Source organism: Leptospira haakeii, assembly GCF_002812045.1.
GTDB classification, from domain to species: domain Bacteria; phylum Spirochaetota; class Leptospiria; order Leptospirales; family Leptospiraceae; genus Leptospira_B; species Leptospira_B haakeii.
Window position 1 is genome coordinate 204,517 of record NZ_NPEG01000003.1, and the last position, 19,331, is coordinate 223,847.

At 40.1% G+C, this 19,331-nt stretch carries 18 protein-coding genes; 16 read left to right on the forward strand and 2 right to left on the reverse strand.

Annotation, left to right across the window (positions count from 1 at the left end; translation table 11 throughout):
• The first annotated feature begins 54 nt into the window (after positions 1-54).
• The 9 genes from CH377_RS08615 to CH377_RS08655 all read left to right on the forward strand — a co-directional run bounded on the left by CH377_RS08615 (position 55) and on the right by CH377_RS08655 (position 9,651).
• Positions 55-954 (forward strand): glycosyltransferase family 2 protein, encoded by a 900-nt coding sequence (locus CH377_RS08615; protein ID WP_100723413.1) that lies wholly within the window; start codon positions 55-57, stop codon positions 952-954.
• Position 955: 1 nt separating this feature from the next.
• Positions 956-1,735, forward strand: coding sequence for an LBBP_01157 family protein (locus CH377_RS08620; protein ID WP_100723414.1), 780 nt, complete (start codon positions 956-958; stop codon positions 1,733-1,735).
• A gap of 2 nt (positions 1,736-1,737) precedes the next feature.
• Positions 1,738-2,325 (forward strand): D-sedoheptulose 7-phosphate isomerase, encoded by a 588-nt coding sequence (gene gmhA, locus CH377_RS08625; protein WP_100723415.1) that lies wholly within the window; start codon positions 1,738-1,740, stop codon positions 2,323-2,325.
• A 3-nt stretch (positions 2,326-2,328) separates the two neighbouring features.
• Positions 2,329-3,111 carry an ATP-binding cassette domain-containing protein gene (locus CH377_RS08630; RefSeq protein ID WP_100723416.1) on the forward strand — a complete coding sequence of 261 codons (783 nt, stop codon included), beginning with the start codon at positions 2,329-2,331 and terminating at the stop codon, positions 3,109-3,111.
• Entirely contained in the window at positions 3,095-4,570 is a 1,476-nt protein-coding gene (locus tag CH377_RS08635) for an FHA domain-containing protein (protein ID WP_100723417.1), read from the forward strand. The genes CH377_RS08630 and CH377_RS08635 overlap by 17 nt, the downstream gene beginning before the upstream one ends.
• Positions 4,571-4,695: 125 nt before the next feature.
• On the forward strand, positions 4,696-6,093 hold the full coding sequence (gene leuC / locus CH377_RS08640; RefSeq protein ID WP_100723418.1) for a 3-isopropylmalate dehydratase large subunit: 1,398 nt from the start codon (positions 4,696-4,698) through the stop codon (positions 6,091-6,093).
• Positions 6,094-6,105: 12 nt separating this feature from the next.
• Entirely contained in the window at positions 6,106-6,732 is a 627-nt protein-coding gene (gene leuD, locus CH377_RS08645; protein ID WP_100723419.1) for a 3-isopropylmalate dehydratase small subunit, read from the forward strand.
• A gap of 28 nt (positions 6,733-6,760) precedes the next feature.
• Entirely contained in the window at positions 6,761-7,762 is a 1,002-nt protein-coding gene (locus CH377_RS08650) for a PLP-dependent cysteine synthase family protein (RefSeq protein WP_100723420.1), read from the forward strand.
• Positions 7,763-7,767: 5 nt separating this feature from the next.
• Positions 7,768-9,651, forward strand: coding sequence for an AAA domain-containing protein (locus CH377_RS08655; RefSeq protein ID WP_100723421.1), 1,884 nt, complete (start codon positions 7,768-7,770; stop codon positions 9,649-9,651).
• Positions 9,652-9,653: 2 nt separating this feature from the next.
• On the opposite strand, the gene CH377_RS08660 is transcribed toward CH377_RS08655, so the two are convergent.
• Positions 9,654-10,280 carry an NrsF family protein gene (locus CH377_RS08660; protein WP_100723422.1) on the reverse strand — a complete coding sequence of 209 codons (627 nt, stop codon included), beginning with the start codon at positions 10,278-10,280 and terminating at the stop codon, positions 9,654-9,656.
• Between the two features lie 125 nt (positions 10,281-10,405).
• On the opposite strand from CH377_RS08660, the gene CH377_RS08665 reads away from it, so the two are divergent.
• The 7 genes from CH377_RS08665 to gshAB are packed head-to-tail and all read left to right on the forward strand — an operon-like array spanning position 10,406 to position 19,088.
• A complete protein-coding gene (locus CH377_RS08665) occupies positions 10,406-10,993 on the forward strand; it encodes an RNA polymerase sigma factor (RefSeq protein ID WP_100723423.1) in 588 nt (195 codons plus the stop codon).
• A 3-nt stretch (positions 10,994-10,996) separates the two neighbouring features.
• Positions 10,997-12,169, forward strand: coding sequence for a GNAT family N-acetyltransferase (locus tag CH377_RS08670; protein WP_100723424.1), 1,173 nt, complete (start codon positions 10,997-10,999; stop codon positions 12,167-12,169).
• Positions 12,166-12,489: an ATP-dependent Clp protease adapter ClpS gene (clpS, locus tag CH377_RS08675; protein WP_008590347.1), complete on the forward strand. Its 324-nt coding sequence runs from the start codon at positions 12,166-12,168 to the stop codon at positions 12,487-12,489. Before CH377_RS08670 ends, clpS begins: the two co-directional genes overlap by 4 nt.
• Positions 12,486-14,729, forward strand: a complete 2,244-nt coding sequence (gene clpA / locus CH377_RS08680; RefSeq protein ID WP_100723425.1) for an ATP-dependent Clp protease ATP-binding subunit ClpA — start codon at positions 12,486-12,488, stop codon at positions 14,727-14,729. The genes clpS and clpA overlap by 4 nt, the downstream gene beginning before the upstream one ends.
• A complete protein-coding gene (ggt, locus tag CH377_RS08685) occupies positions 14,729-16,492 on the forward strand; it encodes a gamma-glutamyltransferase (protein WP_100723426.1) in 1,764 nt (587 codons plus the stop codon). The genes clpA and ggt overlap by 1 nt, the downstream gene beginning before the upstream one ends.
• Positions 16,493-16,518: 26 nt before the next feature.
• Positions 16,519-18,060: a glutamate--cysteine ligase gene (gene gshA, locus CH377_RS08690; protein WP_100723427.1), complete on the forward strand. Its 1,542-nt coding sequence runs from the start codon at positions 16,519-16,521 to the stop codon at positions 18,058-18,060.
• Entirely contained in the window at positions 18,048-19,088 is a 1,041-nt protein-coding gene (gene gshAB / locus CH377_RS08695; RefSeq protein ID WP_165780500.1) for a bifunctional glutamate--cysteine ligase GshA/glutathione synthetase GshB, read from the forward strand. The genes gshA and gshAB overlap by 13 nt, the downstream gene beginning before the upstream one ends.
• Here gshAB and CH377_RS08700 read toward each other — a convergent pair.
• Complete coding sequence (locus CH377_RS08700; RefSeq protein WP_086448863.1) at positions 19,071-19,331, reverse strand: glutathione S-transferase N-terminal domain-containing protein; 261 nt, start codon at positions 19,329-19,331, stop codon at positions 19,071-19,073. The two genes, gshAB and CH377_RS08700, sit on opposite strands and share 18 nt — an antisense overlap.

Sequence of the window (19,331 nt, forward strand, 5' to 3'; positions counted from 1 at the left end):
AAGGAAAACCTACTATTTTAGGAATTCATTCGCTTCTTTGCGATATTCGAATATATGGCAGAATCCATTAAAACCAAGGAATCTTCTTCTCCCAAAAAAAAGAAATCGAAAGCTAAGGCTCCTCTAAGCAGAAACGAGGTCCGGGAAAGATTTCTAAAAAAACTTTCAGTAGCTATCATCACCTATAATGAAGAAGCGAATATCGGGGATTGTATCAAATCCTGCAGGGATATCGCTGATGAAATTATAGTTTTAGATTCAAATAGCACGGACAAAACTAAAGAGCTCAGTGAATCCTTTCCGGAAGTTCGATTTTCTTCCCAGAATTTTAAGGGGCATGTAGAACAGAAAAATGATGCAATCTCGCTCTGTAAGAATGAATGGATACTTTCTCTGGATGCGGATGAACGTCTGAGTGAGGAACTGAGAGATTCAATCCGTGCATTTTTAGAAAGTCCAGAAGATCCTTCCTTGAATGGACTCAAGGTCTCCAGACTTACATTTCATATGGGAAGGTTTATACGTTTTTCAGGATGGTATCCTCAAACCAAGTATCGTATCATCCGAAAATCCAAGTCCAAATGGACTGGAGAAAATCCTCATGATTATCTAGTGGTAGAGGGAAAGGGCAAAAAGATAAAAGGAGATATCCTACATTATAGTTTTGCCGATCTTGCACAACAAGTAGATACCATTAATAAATTCTCTTCTATTGTTTCCTGGACCCGTTGGAAGAAAAATAAAAACTTCTCCCTGGCTCGAACAATCACTAAACCTTTCGGCAAATTTATAGAAATTTACTTTTTCAAACTTGGATTCTTAGATGGGTTTCCGGGATTTACGATCGCGATCTCATCTGCATATTCCACTTTCCTAAAAGAAGCAAAGGTATATGAATTGGGGAAAAATTTGATCGAACGCCCTTCAAATCTCCGAAAAGATTACGGGAAATAAGATGGCCAAGGGCAAACAAAAATCAAGTTTTTGGAATAAGCTCTTTTTCTGGAGAAAGAAAAAGACTGTCTCTACGGGATCAGAAAAAGAAGTAGTTCGAGATAGTAGAGGTTATACCTGGGAATTAAAAGATCTAAGAGAAAAAGCAGACCGCTTTTTTGTGACCCGAAAAAAACCTTCCGGAGTAATTTTTGAAAATTCTTCTCTCAAACTTACTAAAAATAATCGCAATTTATTTCGTTTAGAAGGTAAAGAAAAATCAGGAAGGGAATATTCTTTGGTAGTATCCACCGGAAATTATCTAACCGAACAAGGTGATAAGATCAGTGGAGTAATTTTTTTAGGAGAGGCTGATTTAAACAGGCTTTTGAGCGGAGATCATAAGAGTCTAAAAAGTATCTTATCTGGGATCAATACTCCAAACTGGGACGAAGAATCTTGGGCCGTTCTACAAGAAGAACCAGACTTAAAACGTTCTGCTGATTCCTGGAAAGAGATCTTAATATGGGATCCGATTTGGAAACAACAGATATTGATTAATCTCAGGCCTAGCACAATTGCAGTGTTATTGGTATTTTTAGGAAAAGAATTTGAAGATGTTTTCCAGGCAAATTCTTCTGAAAGAGTGAAACAGATCGTTTCCAAAGAATTGTATTTTTTAAACGTAAGCGGGAATCGGAATTCTCCGCATTCCGAAAATTTGACACTGTATGAATTTGATTCTGCTAAAAAGGATTTTGAGTCAGTGCTCTCTAAAATTCGGTCTAAAAAGGATAAATGAGAATGAACTTAAGAGAAATCGCATCCAAACAGATCCAGGACTCAATTGAGACCAAAAAAGCGGTCTTGGATACACTTCTTCCTGAAATTGAAGAAGCAGGAAAAATTGCTTCTGAAGTATTAAAAAAAGGAAATACGATCCTTTTTTGTGGAAACGGCGGTTCTTCTTGCGATGCATCTCATATTGCAGCAGAACTTGTGGTTCGGTATAAATCGGGAAATGAAAGAAGAGCACTCCCTGCATTAGCGTTGAATGCTGACTCAGCAGTTCTAACTGCTTGCTCCAATGATTATGGATACGAGTTTGTGTTTTCTCGCCAGGTAGAAGCGTTTGGAAAACCCGGTGATCTACTTGTAGGACTTTCGACTAGTGGGAATTCCAAAAACGTGATCGCTGCCATGGAATCCGCTAAAAAGATCGGAATGAAAACAATCTCCTTTTTAGGCGGAGATGGTGGAAAGATGAAGGGAATGGCAGATCTGGATCTGATCATTCCAAGAAAAGAAACTGCTCGTATCCAAGAATCGCATATTCTGGTCGGTCATATTCTTTGTTCGATTGTAGAATACGAACTCTTTCAGTTAGGATAAAACTTGGAGAGGGATTCTTCAGAAATAATTCTTTGTATCCAAGACCTGAATGTAAAAATCGGGTCTTCTCATATTCTTAAAAACTTCGATTTTCAAATTTCTAAAAAAGAAATACATGCACTCGTGGGAGAATCCGGGAGCGGAAAATCCACTTTTGCAAGCACAGTTCTCGGACTTCTAAATGAAGAAGCTTCCGTAACCTGGAAAAAATTTCATATCTTCTCCCAAGACATACCAAGTGGCGATTTTTCTCTCTGGAAAAATTGGCGAGGAAAAAGGATCAGTTTGATTCCTCAAACAGCAGCAATTGGTCTTCATCCATTTTTAAGTATTGGATCTCAGATCATGGAATATTTTTCTCTCATCCAACCGGAGCTTGCAAATCAAGAAACTGGAATTAGACTCTTAAAGGAATTTGGACTTTCCGATCCGGATGCGGCTTGGAAGGCGAGGCCTCACCAACTTTCCGGAGGGGAAAGGCAACGGATTTTAATACTACTTTCGGTGTATTCCGGAGCAGAACTCATTCTGGCAGATGAGCCCACTTCCGCTTTGGATCCGATCACAGGGAAATCGATTCTGGATCTTTTGAAATCCAGGGTCAAAGACCTCGGAGCCGGGCTTCTATTTATCAGTCATGATCTTAGTTCTGCCAGGGAGTTAGCCGATACTATAACTGTAATGAGAAGCGGAGAGAAACTTGAGACCGTAAAAAAACTTGGGTCTTGGGATCCTCATTTGGAGTATTCCAGAAAACTGTTTACTTTGGATGAAAATCCCGCTTAAATTGCAAAACCTTATGATCCGCTCCTTCTACTTATACTTTCTGATCTTTGCGGCTTTCGTATATCCAACGTTTATCGGGGCGGAAAGTATCCATTTAGAAGAATATGATATTTCCAAATATCCTAAAGTAGAATTGAAGCTGAGGGCGGGAAAAAACGTATCTCTGGACCAGGAGATACTCACAGTTTCGGAACAAAAAGAAAATCGTTCCAGAAGAGTAGGTCCTCTAAAGATTCATAGACCGGAAGGCACAAGGCCAGTCCATATTTATCTCATCACACAGATGACGAATTCATTTGATCATAATGTGCAAGCCACAGAGATCTTAAAGACGATTGTCGAAAGAGCGGATTCAGCCGACAGATTCAGTTTTGTATTTTTTACGGATGATGTATTTTTTTCAAAATATGATCTGAGTAAGTCGGATGCCTTAAAAGAAGCTAAGGTCCCGGGTGGGAAATCCAACAGGAATACTTCCGCAAATTTGGACTATGTTTTCCAAAAGATTTCTTCTCGTTTGAAAGAGACCGATTATATTTTGACCTTATTTTATGACCAAGATCTAATCCCTTCTAATGAAGCACAGAACGGAGAATATACTCCGAATATTCCGATCAATGTTCTTTCTTTTCCTTCTAACGGTGCAAAATTTTTGGCCAAAAGATATGGCGGAACATTCTACTCCTTAAATAGTCCTGATTTTAGAACCCAAGCGTTCGGAGACTTGGATTATTTCAGAAAGGAACCTTGGTCCTTGGTTTATGATTCTCCTTTCCAAGATGAATGGCAATTCCAAGGAAATGGAAATTTAGAAGTGGAACTGGAAACTAAAAATTCCAGGCGACTTAGTTTTTCTTATGACCTTCCATTTAGAACTAGGCTACTCGTTTTCTTATTACATCCTTCAATCTTTCTTCCTAGTTTTACTTTTCTATTAATTCTCACTCTGGTAGCTTTGATCGTAGTTTTGAAAAAAGGCAAAAAACAGAATCCGGAAGGGACTGTAAGCCCGGAAGAGAGACTTCATACCATAGAATTCGAACAAGACGCTTACCGTAAAATGTACGGAAACCAGTACCAGCTCGTTTATTCGGAAGAAGACAGGATCGAAACCGAAAGGGCGGCTCCCGTTGCTCTAAAAGAATTCGAACAAGGTGAATCGTACGAAAAGGCTACACTTGTTTTTAAAGAAGGAAGAAATCCAGGTAAACAATACTCACTTGCAAGAGCAGAGATCAATATCGGAAATTCAGACCTTTGTGATCTGGTTTTATATGAACAATCTGTCAGTAAAAATCATGCAAGGATCAGAAAGGTTCGTAACCGCTATATTCTATACGATCTGGTTTCGGAATCCGGGACCTTCTTAAACGGTAAAAAAATTCTGAGACCAAGGATCTTGTACGATTTTGACGAGATCGGAATCGGTAAGGCTTTACTCGTTTTCCGAGGCAAATGATAGATTCGGGGCCTTCTTCTCGGAACCTTCTTTACGAAAAACACCTGATTTTTAGCATGGAAGAGAGCTTCCGTAAGGAAGTCTAATCTTTACTCTTGAATTACCCCCTGGGGGATCTGCGCACCATGAAAACGATGTTCGAAAAAATCTGGGAAGACCATTTGGTCGGTGAATTGGAAGGAGGGTCTTATCTACTCTATATAGATAGGCATCTGATCCATGAGGTAACTAGTCCCCAGGCTTTTGACGGCATTCGTATGGCGCAAAGAAAGGTCCGCCGTCCGGAAGCTACTTTTGCTACCATGGACCATAACGTTTCCACTCGGATCCGTGACCTGGAATTGGGAGATCCGATCTCTGCAAACCAGATGAAAACTCTTATCAAGAATTGTAATGAGAATGGAATTACTCTTTATGATCTAAACCATCCTGACCAAGGGATCATCCATGTGATCGCTCCTGAGATGGGACTCACACATCCGGGTATGACTATCGTTTGTGGGGATTCTCACACTTCTACTCATGGAGCTTTTGGAGCACTCGCTTTTGGAATTGGAACTTCCGAAGTAGAACATGTGCTTGCTACTCAAACTCTTTTGCAAAGAAGAGCTAAGACCATGGAGATCAGAGTAGATGGTCAACTTTCTCCTCATGTAACCGCTAAGGATATCGTTCTTGCGATCATCGGAAAGATCGGCACAGATGGTGCGACCGGATACGTAATTGAATATAGAGGTTCTGCAATTTCTTCCTTAAGTATGGAAGCTCGTATGACTGTTTGTAATATGTCTATCGAGGCTGGTGCAAGAGCAGGGCTTATCGCACCAGACCAAACCACTTTTGATTATCTGAAAGGAAAAGATTTCGCACCTAAAGGCGCAGAATGGGATCTCGCTGTCCAAAGATGGAAACGTTATGTGACAGACGAGGGAGCAAAATTCGACACTAGTATTGTATTAAAAGCGGAAGAGATTGCTCCTCAAGTTACTTGGGGAACTTCTCCAGGACAAGTAGTTCCTGTAACAGGGATTGTTCCTGATCCAAAAGATGCACCTGATGCTGTAGAAAAGATCAGTATCGAAAACGCACTTAAGTATATGGACCTGAAACCTGGACAAAAGATGGAAGATGTCTTTGTGAACAAGGTATTCATCGGTTCTTGTACAAACTCTAGAATTGAAGACCTGAGAGTGGCAGCCACGACCGTAAAAGGTAAGAAGGTTTCCAGCAAGGTCCAAGCAATTGTTGTTCCTGGTTCGGGAAGAGTGAAACGCCAAGCCGAATCAGAAGGACTAGATAAAATTTTCATAGAAGCGGGCTTTGAGTGGAGACAACCAGGTTGTTCCATGTGCCTCGCTATGAATGACGACGTTTTACAACCAGGAGATAGATGCGCGTCTACCTCCAATCGTAACTTCGAAGGAAGACAAGGAAAAGGCGGAAGAACTCACCTAGTCGGTCCTGCAATGGCTGCCGCTGCTGCTGTCGAAGGACATTTTGTAGATATTCGGAACTGGAAATAAGGATACTGACTCATGAAACCCTTTACTCAACACGAAGGTTTAGCGGTCCTAATTGATCGCCCAAATATAGATACGGATGCAATCATCCCTAAACAGTTTTTAAAGAAGATTGAACGTACCGGTTTCGGGATCCATTTATTCCATGACTGGAGATATCTGGACGATGAAGGCACTAAACCGAATCCTGAATTCAGTCTGAACCAAGACAGATACAAAGGAGCTTCCGTTCTTGTAACCAGAGACAATTTTGGATGTGGTTCTTCCAGAGAGCATGCTCCTTGGGCATTGGAAGATTACGGATTTAGAGCGATTATTGCTCCTTCGTACGCTGATATTTTTTACAATAATTGTTTCAAAAACGGCATGCTTCCAGTTGTTCTAAAGCCGGAAGAAGTGGACGAAATTTTCAAGATCGTAGATAAGACTCCGGGAGCCAAAATTAAGATCGATCTGGACAAACAGAATGTGATCAGTCCTTCCGGAAACGTTTACAATTTTGAAGTGGATTCTTTCCGTAAGTATTGTTTGTTCAATGGTTTGGACGATATCGGTTTAACTCTGCAACACGCTGCAGAGATCTCTACTTACGAAGAGAAAAATCGAAAAGATGTTCCTTGGTTGTACGCTTCTCATAAGTAATTTTCTAAATACAGGACTCTAGAAGACTATGTTCGACGAAATTTCACGCTCCATAGATGAATTCGGCAATAGCCTTCTTGGGGCTTTGAATAATGTCCAAAACGCTTTCGGAAGAGAGCTAAGCGTAGCCAAACCGATCAAGGAGAATGTTCTCCAGATGATCGGCAATACTCCTCTTATCAAACTGAATCAGATTGGTTCTCATATTCCGAATGTGGAAATTTATCTAAAAGCAGAATTCTGTAATCCAACTGGAAGTGTAAAAGATAGAACTGCACTTTCTATGATACTTGCTGCAGAAAGAAGAGGGGAATTAAAACCAGGTGGTTCTATTTTCCAAGCGGGTTATAATACGACTGCAATCTCTTTGGCTTGGATCTCCACTCTTCGCCAATACAAGTTCAAAGTATTTTTAGCTCCTGATACGGATCAGGAAAAGATCAAAGAATTAAAATCCTACGGTGCTAGTGTCGAAGTTGTACAACTTGCAAAAGGTAATTGGGATGATTCCCTTTTAGAAACTGCAAAAGCAGCCAAAGACAAAGAGAAAAACAGCGTGATCTTGAATGAATTCAAGGACATGGCAAATACAAATGCACACTTCTTATTTACCGGACCCGAGATCTGGAGAGATCTTGCTGGGAATGTAGATGCATTCGTTGCAGGTGGAGGTTCTGGTGGAACTCTTTCCGGTGTAGGAAGATATTTAAAAAGCAAAAAACCTTCTCTTAGAGTGATCATGGGAGTAAGTAAAAATTCTCGCTTCATCCGCAAAATGATCCAAGGTGATTCCAGTATCCGACTTCCTGAATCTTTTGATCCGAAAGTGACTGACCAATACATTGGAGTGGATAGAGATGAGGCTCTTCGTTATCAATCTGAACTCTACCAAAAAGAAGGAATTTTTGCGGGACTGACTACTGGAACCACATTGGCTTCCGCAATCCATTATGCGGAAAGTCTTCCTACTCGCGAAGACCAGAAAACTCCTAGCTATAAGATCGTAGTACTTTCTCCTGACCGACTTTAATTGGAATGGAAGGATCTTATTATTCCGCCTTACGTGAATCTTTAAAAAAAGAAAGAAAGGCGGAGCTGGATAAGTATAAGGAAGAAATTTCCTCCTCCGATCTTAACCAAAGGATCCAAGACGGATTCACCGTATTTCCATTAGTATTCGAAGATGCTGAATTAAGTGCTGATGGAAACTGGAAAGTCCTACTTAAACCCACAAAATCCAAAAATATTCCAGAACTATTCCGACCAGGAACACCAGTTCGGATCATAAAAGAATCAGAAGAATATATCTCAGTTTTACTCAAAGCAAACGAAGATTCATACTTAGTTTATATGGAAGAAGTTCCTGACTGGGTAGAAGAAGGGAAACTCGCGCTAGAAATCCTTCCGGACGAGACAAGCTTTAAAGAATGGGACAGAGCCTTAGAGAAAGTAATCTCCGCTAAAAAAGGTTCCAGAGAAAAATATTTTGCGGATCTATTTTCCAATCAATTAGAAGTTTCTAAACCCAATTTTAAACCTCTCACCAATCTTCCGGAGATCCTGAACGATTCTCAGAAAAAGGCAGTATCTGCGATTTTACAAACGGAAGATTTTATTTTAGTACATGGGCCTCCCGGAACCGGTAAGACTAAAACAATCGTAGAAGCGATTCGACTATTAGCTTCCGAGGGTAAACGAATTCTCGCTTCTGCTCCTACTAATTCCGCTTCTGATCTTCTCGTAGAATCTTTGGAAAAACTCAAAGTTCCTGTTTTGAGAATTGGCCATCCTGCTCGGATGCATCCTGATATTATCCAAAATTCCTTGGAGATGAAATTGAATCATTCTCCTGAAGCTAAGCTGATAGAGAGAGACAGAAAAGAAGTCCAAGAATTATTGAAGAAGGCTCGCAAATACAAAAGAAGTTTTGGGAAAGAAGAAGCAGAAGAAAGAAGAAGTCTTTATAAAGAGGCGGACTCTTTGCGAAAAAGTATTAAAGAAAGACAAAAGGTGCTGATCCGATATCTACTCGAATCCCACCCTGTGATCGTTTGTACACATACTGGGGCTTCTTCTTACCAACTTCATAATTTAGAATTTGATTATGCGATTTTAGATGAGGGTAGCCAGGCGATTGAACCTTCTTCCTGGATCCCGATCTTAAAAGCGGAGAAGTTTGTGATCGCAGGAGATCCATTCCAGCTTCCTCCGACTGTGATCTCGGAAGATCCATTGCTTAAGGTTTCTCTAATGGAGAGACTTCTTCCCGTATTCCAAGAGAAAGAAAGGGTATTTCTATTAGATACTCAGTATAGAATGACCGATCCGATCCAGACATTCCCAAATTTGAAATTTTACGATAATCGACTAAAATCAGGATTAGAGGAAAATCTTAGAGAAAAAATCCCTTTTGATTCTGGAGAACCATTCGGTTCCAGTTTGGTATTTTTAGATAGCTCGGGGACGGATACTGCAGAAGAAAATTCGGAAGGAAGTTTAGGAAATCCTTGGGAAGCTGAATTCACCGTAAACATTGTAAAAAGGATTATCGATTCAGGATGGGATCCTAAAAATCTGATCCTTCTTTCTCCATACAGATACCAAAGGTATCTTTTGAAACAAAAATTAGAGGAAATACTTCCGGAACATTCTTCCCAGTTGGAAGTCGAGACGGTGGATTCTTTCCAAGGTAGAGAATCAGATGCAGTGATATTTAGTCTGGTTCGTTCCAATCCGCAAGGTCAGATTGGATTTTTGTCTGAAACAAGAAGATGGAATGTGGGAATGACCAGAGCCAAAAAACTTTTAGTGATGGTTGGCGACGGCTCCACCTTAGGGCAAAATGATTTTTTTAAAGATCTACTTGAGACTGTGGAATTGGCAGGAGAACTTAGGACTGCCTGGGAGTTTTTAGACTAAACTTACCAACTGAATTTTTTCCGGATTGGAATATATAAAACCCCAATCCAAACCAATGTAAATGCCAAATGAGAGATCAGAATATGAGAAGGATCTTGGACAGAGCATACAAACTTCAAACATAGATTAGAACTTGCTAATAAAAGGTTTAAAAATAGAAAACCTGAAAGTCCTGGCCTGGAACTTGCGGTATTTTTTAAAAGAAACCAGGACCCAGCTCCAAATAAGATAGAACTAGATGCTATTATTACAGAACAAAGTCCTACATGAACATGGCCCGGAGCTTCTTCCGTAAAAAACCTAGTTAGTATAAATACGATCCAAATAAATAGAAAAGCTCCTGCCCCCCAGAATGCCCAAGCGGATCTCTCCTCGGGAAAGGCTAGTCTGCAGAATAGATAAGCAGATACAATTCCCCAAATTAGCAATAATGTAGGTTCCGGCCACCAGCCAGGAAATGCGTTCGTTCTGCCTATTAGATTGGAAACGGACCAGCCCAAGATAATTCCGAAAATCACTAAACCCAAACAGGAAAGGAAGAGGGTATAAATGTTTAGGCTTCCTTTTTCCAGGTCGGAACTCAAGGTTTGGATCAGTTGTTTTGTCTTGTCCGATTCTGAATTTGACATTCTTCCTCCTGGTTTAGATTTTCCGCTTTAAAGTAAGAAAGATTGGACATCCTTAAAAAATCCAGTCCAATAGCTTTTCTTTATACGACTCATTGATTCATTCGAGTCAAACTGCATAAGGTTACATGGCGGAAAAGCAAGAAATCTGGCAAATTCTTTCGGAAAGAATGCGCTTAGCCCAAGAAGGAGATTCCAAACAATACGAACTCCTACTTTCCAAATGTAGGGAAATCTTAAACAATCATTTGAGCTCAAAGGTTCGTGACAAGGAAGATAGGGAGGACCTGATCCAGGATATTCTGATAGGAATCCACAAAGCCAGGGCTACGTACCGGAAAGAAAAACCGTTTGCACCCTGGTTTTTCTCCATTGCCAGATATAAGACCATAGACTATATCCGCAGGAAAGGAACCAGGGATAGGCTAGTCTCTACGGAGATGGAAGGATTTGCCCAGGAAGAAAAAACTTCTGTAGAGGATAAGTGGGAGGTCCAACAAGGACTAGAATCCTGGCTAAATGTATTAGAACCTAGACAGAGACGGATTCTTACGATGGCTAAGCTAGAGGGGAAGTCGGTCAGGGAAATTTCGGAAACCACTGGACTTTCAGAATCCAATGTAAAAGTGATCGTCCATCGTTCTCTGGAAAAGTTAAAACGATTTTTTTCCGAGTCTGAGAGAACGATAGAAGGCTCAAAAACGTCCAAGAAATAGAAAATGCCCGGCAAAACAAAGATCACCAGGATATCCTCTCTCCAAGAAATTTCAGCGGAGGATTGGAATCTTCTGGGAGATCCTGAAAATCCTTTTTCCAATCATGAATTTTTACATTCTCTGGAACTTTCTTCCTGTGTAGGTGGAAGGACCAGTTGGCATCCCGAGTATTGGGTGGCCGAGGACGAAGTTGGAATACATTCCTCTCTTCCTTTTTATTATAAATACGATTCTTATGGTGAGTATATTTTCGATCATTCCTGGGCCAATTTTTTCTCTCAAAACGGGCTTTCTTATTATCCTAAGGGGCTTGTTGCGTATCCATTCACTCCTGTGAACGGTAAAAAAATATTAAGAAGAAAGAATGTCTCAGCGGAAGAAGCGTTGGATATCCTACTTCCTCCGTTATTAGAAAATGCAAAAACAGAAGGTCTCTCCAGTATCCATTTTCTGTTTTTAGAGGAAGAAGAAGCGAGAGCATTAGAAAGAAAGGGATTTTCCACTCGGATCACCCACCAATTCCATTGGAAGAATAGAGCTTATACAGATTTCGAAAATTTTTTAGGGGATTTCAGATCCAAAAAAAGGATACAGATCAAAAAGGAAAGAGAGACCATCAAAGAATCGGGCATCCAAATCTTATGTAAAGAAGGCAAAGATATTTCCGAGAAAGATATGGATTCTATCTATTCTTTTTATACGGAGACCTACTCCAGAAAATGGGGATCTCCATATTTGAATCGAAAATTTTTTAAGATCATTTTGGAGAAGTTTTCCCAAAATCTGGTATTATTTTTAGCTCAAAAAGACGGGGACACGATAGGCGGAACATTCAACTTGAAAAAGGGAAAGAAGTTGTATGGAAGATACTGGGGATCTTCTTCACATTATCCGTTTCTACATTTCGAATGTTGTTATTATGCTCCGATTGAATACGCGATCAAGAATGGTTTCGAAATTTTTGAAGCAGGGGCCCAAGGAGAGCAGAAGTTTTTAAGAGGATTTCCTGCCGTTCCAACTTATAGCTCCCATTTTATTTTCCATGACCAGGCTCGAAATGCGATTGAACGTTTTTTAGAAAGCGAAAGAATGCAAATGCAAGAGATGATAAGGGAAACAAATCTATCTTCCCCACTTAAGGACGAGGCCGTGAGGGGAGAATCCGAAGACCAATGAGCGATTTAAAAACAGAAGAGCAGGTTCTCACAAAAGAGAAACTGAAACTTAAAAAACCAGCCAAGTATAGGGTAGTGATCTTGAATGATGATTATACTCCTATGGAGTTTGTGGTTTGGATACTTCGCGTGGTATTTTATCGGACTCAGGTCGAGAGTGAACAAATAATGTTGCAAGCGCATACAACCGGAAAGGCACTTTGTGGAGTCTATTCTCATGACGTTGCCAGAACGAAAGTGAATGAGACTCATATGCTTGCAGAGGAACATGGACATCCTTTGCATTGCCAGATGGAAATTGAAGAGGGGGAAGAATCATGACATTATCCGAAGAACTAGAGAAATCACTGAACCAAGCGAGAACGGAAGCCCTCAAAAGAAGAAACGAATACATCACTCTTGAGCATATTCTTCTTTCCTTAACTTATGATCCTGTTGCAGCGGAAGTCCTTCTTGCTTGTGGTGCCGATCTGGATCAGTTACGCTCCGAATTAAAAGAATACTTAGATACTGAGATGGAATCGGTTCCGGAGTCCTTTGGCGAGATAGAGCCTGAATATACAATTGGTGCTCAAAGAGTTCTGCAATTAGCAGCTTTCCATGTCCAGTCTACGGAAAAGAAAAAATTAGATGGAGGTTATGTATTAGCCTCTCTATTCAGAGAAGATCAATCCCATGCAGTTTTCTTTTTAGGAAGACAGGATATTTCCCGTTTCGATGTGGTTCGTTATATTTCTCATGGAATTAAAAAGTCAGGGGAGAAGGTCGGAGAAGGGAATTCTAGTGACGAGACTTCTAAAAAACAAAGTGGAGATGCACTAGCGGATTTCTGCGTAAATTTGACTGAAAAAGCAAGTCTTGGTAAATTAGATCCTCTGGTAGGAAGAGCAGAAGAGATTGAACGGACGATTCATATTCTTGCAAGACGCCGTAAAAACAATCCTATCTTTGTGGGAGATGCCGGGGTTGGAAAAACCGCTATTGTAGAAGGGCTCGCTCTTCAAATAGTAAATGGAAAAGTCCCAGATGTATTAAAAAATACGAAAGTATATTCTTTGGATATGGGATTACTTTTGGCAGGGACTAAGTTCAGAGGAGAATTCGAGGAGAGACTGAAGAATGTAGTGCAGGCTATTTCTTCCGATCCGGACAATGTACTTTTTGTGGATGAGATCCATACTATTATTGGCGCGGGCGCGGTGTCAGGGGGATCTTTAGATGCTTCTAATCTTCTGAAACCTGCTCTTTCTAATGGAGAGCTTCGTTGTATTGGAACTACAACATATAAAGAATACAAAGCGATCTTTGAGAAAGACCATGCACTTTCTAGAAGATTCCAAAAATTAGAAGTAAATGAGCCAAGTGTAGAAGAGACTATTCAGATCTTAAAGGGTCTTCTTCCAAAATACGAACAATTCCACTCAGTAAAATATTCTGCTGGAGCAGTAGAAGAAGCGGCAAAACTCGCGGAACGTTATATTTTAGATCGTAAACTTCCAGACAAAGCAATTGATCTGATAGATGAGGCAGGAGCAAAAGTAAAACTTAGAGAAAGTTCCAAATCAAAGATCGTGAGTGTAAAAGAAATTGAAGAATTAGTATCTAAAATTTCTAAAATTCCTCCAAGAACCGTTAAAGCGGATGATAGGGAAAAGCTTAAGAACTTGGACGAAGAATTAAAAGGCAAAATTTACGGCCAAGACAAAGCCGTAATTGAGCTAGTCCAAGCAATCCGACTCTCTAGAAGTGGACTCTCTGAACCCGGAAAACCTGTTGGATCTTTCCTATTCGCAGGGCCTACCGGTGTTGGAAAAACGGAATTATCTAAACAACTCGCCGCAATACTAGGTGTGGAATTCATCCGATTCGATATGAGTGAATACATGGAAAAACATACTGTTTCTCGCTTAATCGGTTCTCCTCCAGGTTATGTAGGTTTTGAACAAGGAGGGCAGTTGACGGATGCGATAGTTCGCACACCTCATTGTGTTCTTCTATTAGATGAGATCGAAAAGGCGCATGAGGATATTTATAATATTCTTCTCCAGATTATGGACCATGCTACTCTCACGGATAATAATGGCAGAAAGGCTGATTTCAAACAGGTCATTCTGATCATGACCACTAATACCGGTGCCAGAGAGAGGGCTTCCAATCCATTAGGATTTGATAATACTGCTTTGACCGATAGAGGCCTGAAAGCTATCGAAAAGCAGTTCTCTCCTGAGTTCCGAAATAGGTTAACTGCAGTGATCGAGTTTGCATCATTGGATGAAGGGACTGTTTCCAAGGTGGTCCGTAAACAGCTGGAGCTTCTTGAAGTGAGACTGAAGGAGAAAAATATCCAGCTCCATTATGGAGACGATGTTCTGATCTGGATCGCTAAAAAATCCTATGATCCACTTTTCGGGGCAAGGCCTGTCCAAAGGTGGATAGATTCCAATATTTCCAAAAAACTATCCGAAGAGATCTTATTCGGAGAATTAAAAAACGGCGGAGATGTGAATTTGGAAATACAAAACGAGGAACTTAAATTAGTCTTCCGTTCTAGAGAAAAATAATGTCTTTTAGAACGGTTAGACCTAGTCCCAAAAGTTTCTTCCTATATTCTATTTTGATTCTTCTTGTTTTCGGATCCTGCAAGAAGAACATACTATTCATCGAAGGTAGAGAAGTTTCTACCCAGAACTTGGTAGCTCCTAAATTCGGAATAGACCCAAATACTTTATTTGCGGAATCCAAAAAGATCATGATCTCTACGGATTCTATAGATGCCTCTAAGGTAGGTCTGGAAATTTATAAAAAAGGGGGAAACACGATTGATGTTGCAGTCGCTTCTTCCTTTGCAGTTTCCGTTACTCGACCTTCTTCAACGGGTATTGGTGGTGGAGGGTTTCTGGTCTATCATCATGCTAAGTCCGGAAAGTCATACGCTTTCGATTTCAGAGAAAGAGCACCTTTATTAGCAAGTCGTAATATGTATAAGGGACGCCCCAAGGAAGAATCCTTGCTCGGATACAAATCGGTAGGAGTTCCTGGAATGGTGGCGGGTCTTGTACAGATCCATAAAAAATTCGGAAAACTTCCTTTAAAGGAGGTTCTGGCTCCAGCGATTCGATTGGCGGATGAGGGATTTATAGTTTATCCGGATCTTTCGGAGGCAATCCAGGAATCAGAACAGGACATGAGTCCTGGAATGAAAAAGATTTTTGTGCCAGGAGGAAAAATCCCTGAGTCAGGTGAGGTATTTGTCCAAAAAGATCTGGCAAAAACTCTTAAGATCATCTCCGAAACAGGAGACAAGGATTTTTATACTGGAGCAATTGCAAAAGCTCTGGCGGAGGAAGTTTCCGCAAACGGTGGAGCAATTCATTCGAGCGATCTAAAAAACTATAAGGTAAGAGAAGAAAAACCTTTAGAGATCAATTACAGAAATTATAATATTCGAACTATGTTTCCTCCTTCTTCCGGAGTTCATCTTTTTACGATGTTAAAGATGTTAGAAACAAAAGAACTGCATTCTATGTTCGATTTTTCTCAAAGTGATTATTATCATTTTTTGGCAGAAGTCATGAGAAGAGGATATTCTGATCGTGCGGTTCTAGGCGGAGATCCTGGATTTACCAAAATTCCAGTGGAAACTTTGATCTCTTCCGACTATGCAAAAGAGAAAATTTCCGACTTTAATCCTGGGAAAGCGACTCCGAGTTCCACTTACTTAAGCAGATTGAACCTAAAAGCTGAATCTCCTCAGACCACTCATATTTCGGTTGTGGATGCGGAAGGAAATGCGGTTTCTACCACACATTCTATCAATTATAGATTTGGTGCTGCAGTCGTGTTGGACGGATATGGTTTCGTTCTGAATGATACTATGGATGATTTCAGTCGTTCTCCAGGAGAGCCGAATGTATACGGGCTTATCGGTGCTGAGGCAAATTCCATTCAGCCTGGAAAAACACCTCTCAGCTCCATGTCTCCTACTATCGTTCTAAAAAATGGAGAAACATTTTTGGTCACAGGCGCACCGGGTGGCTCTTATATAGTGAATGCAGTTTTACAATCCATATTGTTTACCTTGGACTTAAATCTCACTCTATACGAATCTGTAGCGAGGGGAAGGATACATCATCAATTCTTTCCTGATGCACTTTCTATTGAAGGTCCCGCGACTGATACAGCGACTTTCAATCAATTAAAGGCGAAAAAACACGAAGTAAGACTAGGTAATAATATGGCAAAACTATTCTGTGTTAAAAGAGAGAATGGTACATTGTATGGCGCGGCAGACCCAAGGGGAGATGGAATCCCTCTGGGGGAATAATATTAAAATAGAATTAGGAATATAAAATGAATCGATCCGCCAAATCTCCGGTATTTCCAAATCTGCGTCATGCTGTAAAAGCAAAACATGGTTTGGAAAAGGAAAGTATGCGTATATTTTTCGACGGAAAAATTGCTACTACTCCTCATCCGGAATCCTTAGGTTCCAGTCTTACAAACCATTTCATTAAGACTGATTTTTCGGAACCTCAACTTGAATTCGCAACGAACCCTCGTCCTCGTATTGAAGCGATAGTAAGAGAATTGCAAGATTTGCATATATTTACTTCCAGACATTTAAAAGAAGAATGGATTTGGCCTTTTAGTATGCCTCCTATTCTTCCTAAAGAAGATAAGGATATTCCTTTGGGACAGTATGGTCATTCGTTTTCGGGCGAATGGAAAACAGTCTATCGAAACGGTTTAGGTCTTCGTTACGGAAGAAGGATGCAGACAATTTCCGGAGTTCATTATAATTTCTCTTTTTCCAATCTGTTCTTAAAACAAATTTTAGGGAAAGAGATACATTCATTCACTAAAGAGGAAATTTCAGAGTTATATCTTTCAGTTACTCGCAATTTTATGAGAAGAGTTCCTGAAATTCTTTATTTAACGGGTGCGACTCCGGTTTTTGATGAAACATTCTTACCTGTGCCTAGTGATTTTCCTTTCGTAAAACATAAAAACCATACTTATTACGCTCCTTACGCTACTTCTTTAAGAATGAGCGAGATAGGATATACTAGCAAGGTTCAGGATGAGCTTCCGATCAATTATAATTCTTTAAAGGAATATATAGATGGAATGTGTTATGCTGTCAGCACTCCTTATACCAAATACCAATCTTATGGTGGAATTCCAAACCAGTTAAATGATCATTATCTTCAGATAGAAAACGAATTTTATTCTCCTATTAGGCCTAAACAAATACCTAAAAATGATGAAAGACCATTGGATGCGCTCCAAAGTCGAGGGATCCAATACATTGAGATCCGTTGTTTAGACCTTCAACCTGAATCTCCAACCGGAATTCATAAGCCAAGCCTTGGTTATATTCAAATGGTTCTTATAGATGGTTTATTAAAAGAAAGTAAATCTATTGATCAAAAAGAAAAACTTAGGATCAGGGAAAATACAAAGCGGATTATCTGGGAAGGAAGAAGACCAAGTTTAAAAGTTTTGGGAGAAGATGGAGAAGAGCAGGATTTTCTAACTAGAGGAAAAGAATTCACCCAGAACCTTTTACCTATTGCGGAGGAATTGGATCGTCACACTGGAAAAAGATTCTACCAAGAAATTTTGAATATCATGAATAAACGTTGGGAAGACGCTTCGTGTACTCCTTCCGGAAAACTAATGGACCGGATCATTAACGAGGGCTGGGAGTTTAGGGATCTGGGAATCCATTTAGCTAAAGAAAATTATAGGAATCAATCCCAGATGGAGCTTACACCTGGTAAATTCGCTATGTTTGCCAAAGAAGTGCAAAAGTCTCTGGCAGAAAGAGTCAAAATAGAAGAATCCGAAAAAGTAAAAAAGAACCCGACTGCAAGGATCTGCAACCATTGAAATATAAACTGGAAGCTGGGCAAAAATTAGATCCGAATGAATTTATCTTAAAAGGATTCGAAGATCTAGAAATTTCCACTCAAATAGTGATCCGAGATGCGCTCAATCGAGGGTTGGAAGTAGAAGTTTTAGACCGTCCAAGCCATTTTATTAGACTTTCAGGTAAAGGGATCATAAGACTCGTAAAAGAGGCCTCCAAAACGGAACTGGACTCTTATATGACCTTCTTAGTAATGGAAAACAAAACCATCACTAAGCGTATTTTAGAAGAATCGAATATATTAGTTCCGAGAGGAACGGCAGTTTCGGATCTCAACTCCGGCTTAGATTTCTTAAATAAAAACTCTGATAGGAAGATGGTAGTAAAACCTGTTACTACTAATTTCGGGATCGGGATCAGCATTCTTCCTCCTTCTTCTTCAAATGAAGAAAAGAAGAAGGCATTAGAAATTGCACTTGGATTTTCTGAAACTGCAATTGTTGAGGAATTTGCGGAAGGAAACGAATATAGGTTTTTAGTGATCGGTGATGAATGTGTAGCAGTATGCAATCGTATTCCCGCGAACGTGACAGGTGACGGCAAAAAGACCATTCGTGAACTGATCGAAGAAAAAAATTCAGATCCAAGAAGAGGAGTAGGGCATGTGACTCCTTTGGAAAAGATCAGATTAGATGATACAGAGCTAAACGTTCTTAAAGAATCTGGCAAAACTCCAGAATCTATTCCCGGTTCCGGTGAAAAGGTTTTTGTTCGCAAAAATTCGAATATCAGTACTGGTGGCGACTCAGTAGATGTAACGGATATTGCACATTCTTCTTATAAAAAACTGGCTGTACAAGCCGCAAAAGCGGTTGATGCAAAGATCTGTGGTGTGGATATTATAGTAAAAGAATTGGAGTCCGCAGGAGAATACAGGATCTTAGAATTAAACTTTAATCCTGTATTATATATTCATAATTATCCTTATTCAGGGAAGAATAGGAAGGTAGGAGAGAGGATTTTAGACGTATTAGGTTACAGTTCCTAATTTTTGAATTTTACTTTTTACATAGTCCACGATATCTCTGGACTCATACATTTTGATATCACCATCTACCAGAAAAGGAACCTGGGAGAGTCCTCCTAAACGTAGGACCTCCTCTCTGCCAGGGGTTCCTCGACTGGCTTCAACCAATTCGTAGTCCTTACCTTCTTTCAGACCCATTTCGGAAAAATGACCGCGAACAAAGGCGCAATATGGACAGGTATCGTATTGGAAGAGTTTCATCAT

Bases quoted from the DNA above. Each gene is read 5' to 3' on its own strand.
- CH377_RS08615 (WP_100723413.1), top strand. From the start codon at position 55: ATGGCAGAATCCATTAAAACCAAGGAATCTTCTTCTCCCAAAAAAAAG.
- CH377_RS08620 (WP_100723414.1), top strand. From the start codon at position 956: ATGGCCAAGGGCAAACAAAAATCAAGTTTTTGGAATAAGCTCTTTTTC.
- gmhA (WP_100723415.1), top strand. From the start codon at position 1,738: ATGAACTTAAGAGAAATCGCATCCAAACAGATCCAGGACTCAATTGAG.
- CH377_RS08635 (WP_100723417.1), top strand. From the start codon at position 3,095: ATGAAAATCCCGCTTAAATTGCAAAACCTTATGATCCGCTCCTTCTAC.
- leuC (WP_100723418.1), top strand. From the start codon at position 4,696: ATGAAAACGATGTTCGAAAAAATCTGGGAAGACCATTTGGTCGGTGAA.
- leuD (WP_100723419.1), top strand. From the start codon at position 6,106: ATGAAACCCTTTACTCAACACGAAGGTTTAGCGGTCCTAATTGATCGC.
- CH377_RS08650 (WP_100723420.1), top strand. From the start codon at position 6,761: ATGTTCGACGAAATTTCACGCTCCATAGATGAATTCGGCAATAGCCTT.
- CH377_RS08655 (WP_100723421.1), top strand. From the start codon at position 7,768: ATGGAAGGATCTTATTATTCCGCCTTACGTGAATCTTTAAAAAAAGAA.
- CH377_RS08660 (WP_100723422.1), bottom strand. From the start codon at position 10,280: ATGTCAAATTCAGAATCGGACAAGACAAAACAACTGATCCAAACCTTG.
- CH377_RS08665 (WP_100723423.1), top strand. From the start codon at position 10,406: ATGGCGGAAAAGCAAGAAATCTGGCAAATTCTTTCGGAAAGAATGCGC.
- CH377_RS08670 (WP_100723424.1), top strand. From the start codon at position 10,997: ATGCCCGGCAAAACAAAGATCACCAGGATATCCTCTCTCCAAGAAATT.
- clpS (WP_008590347.1), top strand. From the start codon at position 12,166: ATGAGCGATTTAAAAACAGAAGAGCAGGTTCTCACAAAAGAGAAACTG.
- clpA (WP_100723425.1), top strand. From the start codon at position 12,486: ATGACATTATCCGAAGAACTAGAGAAATCACTGAACCAAGCGAGAACG.
- ggt (WP_100723426.1), top strand. From the start codon at position 14,729: ATGTCTTTTAGAACGGTTAGACCTAGTCCCAAAAGTTTCTTCCTATAT.
- gshA (WP_100723427.1), top strand. From the start codon at position 16,519: ATGAATCGATCCGCCAAATCTCCGGTATTTCCAAATCTGCGTCATGCT.
- CH377_RS08700 (WP_086448863.1), bottom strand. From the start codon at position 19,331: ATGATGAAACTCTTCCAATACGATACCTGTCCATATTGCGCCTTTGTT.